The sequence below is a fragment of the Emticicia fontis genome (assembly GCF_054779675.1).
Window position 1 is genome coordinate 1 of record NZ_BAAGXU010000039.1, and the last position, 2608, is coordinate 2608.

General features: G+C 40.1%; 1 protein-coding gene and 1 pseudogene. Both read left to right on the plus strand.

The annotated features are described in order from the left end of the window. Window positions 1–191: 191 nt before the first annotated feature. On the plus strand, window positions 192–1115 hold the full coding sequence (locus ACYVFA_RS19580) for a LytTR family transcriptional regulator DNA-binding domain-containing protein (protein WP_460473552.1): 924 nt from the start codon (window positions 192–194) through the stop codon (window positions 1113–1115). 122 nt (window positions 1116–1237) lie between these two features. Further along, window positions 1238–2608, plus strand: a pseudogene (locus tag ACYVFA_RS19585) (gliding motility-associated C-terminal domain-containing protein); the annotation flags it as partial.

Sequence of the window (2608 nt, forward strand, 5' to 3'; positions counted from 1 at the left end):
CTTACAGCGATTGGATAAAAAAGATGAAGTTCCGACAACAGTCAAGGGATGGATTGAGTTATTGAGATAAATACTGATATTTTATTTATATTTGCTGTAGAGTTATCTGTTTAAGCAGCGCAATGGTATAATTTTTGAGTTTTTTTATCAAAAAACGTCTGCTTGAACGAGCTTTATTACCGAATTAACCGATGAACATTTTACGTGCCATCTCTATTACGAGTAGCCATATCCTAAATTTTGTCAGAGAACAAATACTAGCCCTGAACGAGGCTTTCCGGCTACCAATGGCAACCTCTATCCGTTCCTGGCGTGGTCTTTTAATTTCATCTTTAGTGGGGCTGTTTGTAGCGATTATAGCAGTAGGTATACAACCCTTTGGTCTTGATTTATTTAATCATGAACAAAAAACTGAATTGCTATTAGGTTTCGGAGGAGTAGCTTTCTTTGCTATGCTGATAATCAAATTTGCATTACCTACCCTTTTCCCTAAGTTTTATAACAAGCAAAACTGGACTATTGCCCGGCAATCGCTCCACTTTTTGGCTATGGTATTGCTTATTACTTCTCTCATGGTCATTTACGGTAATATATTGCATATCATTACTTTCAAAATACGTGATATACTTAAAGTCTTTGCGCTAAGTATTATTCCTGTTATTGTAACTACTTTTATTCAGCAAAAGGTATTTCAGAAAAAATTTGCCGCCTGTGCCGAATTAATTAATCAGGCATTACATATATTAGCAAAATCAGATTCCGGACAAACGCTGTCAGTATTGGTATTAGGTGAGAAAACTGAAAGATTAAGTCTTTTGCCTAATCAGTTTATCTATGCCGAAACGGCTAAAGATTCGGCTGATATATACTGGCAGAATTTTATGGGAATTGAAAAAACGACGATTCATGCTGATGTGGAAAAAGAGCTCTCGGCAAACCCGCAATTTATTCACCTGAACAAAAGTATCATTGTGAATATACGTGGTATTCTCAAGGTAGAAGGCAATGCCAGAGGGTATCAGGTTAGAATTGCGCGTACCAGCCGTGAGATTGCTGTTCCGTGGAGATTTCATAAGAGTTTAGAGAAATTGGTTCAAGTCAGTAAAGTAGCTTGATTGATACGGGTGGTCTATATAAAGAAAATTTAATCTCATATCTCTAAAATTCTGCCTCTCTTATACACAACGCATAGAATTTCGTTCGTTCATATATAAAGAACTACTTGAAAACAAGGCCTATGCGACTGTTAAAATTTACTTTACTTTTTTTGATTGTTAGCTTGTCAATACTGCCAAAAGTACAAGCCTCACACTTACGCGCAGGCGAAATAACTGCTAAAAGAATTTCGACAACTACGCTCACCTACCGGGTTACGCTCACTACTTATACTGACCAGATTAATGGTATACAAGCCAATGAGGCTGCCAATACATCCCAATTCTGGTTTGGTGTACCGGGTGTCCCCTTATATGATGTAAAACGGACAAAGAAGTTTCTGATTAATTCAGGAACCATGTGTAACGTCTACGATACCACATTTACTTTTCCGGCACAGGGGCGCTATACAATCTCTTGTGCGATTATCAACCGGAATGCCAATACGGTCAATCTAATGGCACCAACAGAACAGATAAGTTTCTTTGTAGAAACCACCATTGTTGTAAACGGGGCGCTGGGCTTAAATAATACCCCTGTTTTATTAAATATTCCTGTTGATACCGCAAGTGTTGGACAAAGATTTATTCATAATCCGGGTGCATTTGATGCTGATGGCGATAGTTTGGCTTTTCGATTGACTGCTCCTAAGAAAGGAGCCACTGATGGCTCAAACGGTGGGGTATTTGCTCAGGGGTATATAGACCCTGCAAATCTGGGAGATGCAAGACTAATGGAAGATAAATCAGGCCCCTCATTTTTCAGGATAGATGCCATTACAGGAGATTTGATCTGGGATGCTCCTGGTAAACTGGCCGTTAATCAGTATCAGGTCAATGTGGCCTTTATTGTAGAAGAATGGCGAAAGGGTGCCAATGGTTCGTATACCAAAATAGGGGAGATAACCCGGGATATGCAGATTATTGTGGTAGAAACACCTAATAAGCGACCCTTACTCACCATTCCTGCTAATATATGCGTAGAAGCCGGACAGAAAATAGAGTTTACAGTAACTGCGCGCGATCCTGACAATAATAATATCAGAATCACAACCAATGGGGGTGTATATAATCGTGATGCCGCTGGTGTGACGGAATTTGTGGCACCAAAAGAAGCCACTTTTTCACCATTGAATACGACACAAAGCAGCCCGGCTTCCGGTAAGTTTACCTGGGAAACCAATTGTATGCACGTCAGGGAGCAGCCTTATGGTGTATTATTTAAGGTTGAAGATTTTCCGGGGCGAGCGCGGGTCCAGCTAACAGATATTAAAACAGTGCAGATACGGGTTATTCCACCCCGACCCAAAGGCTTGACTGCCACTAATTCAGAGCGAGGAGTAGAACTTCGTTGGCAACAATACCCGAATTGTAATATCCCGGATGAAGATATCGAAATCGTGATTTATCGCAAAGAAGGTTGTTCTAACTTCGTTCCAGCCAATTGCCAGATA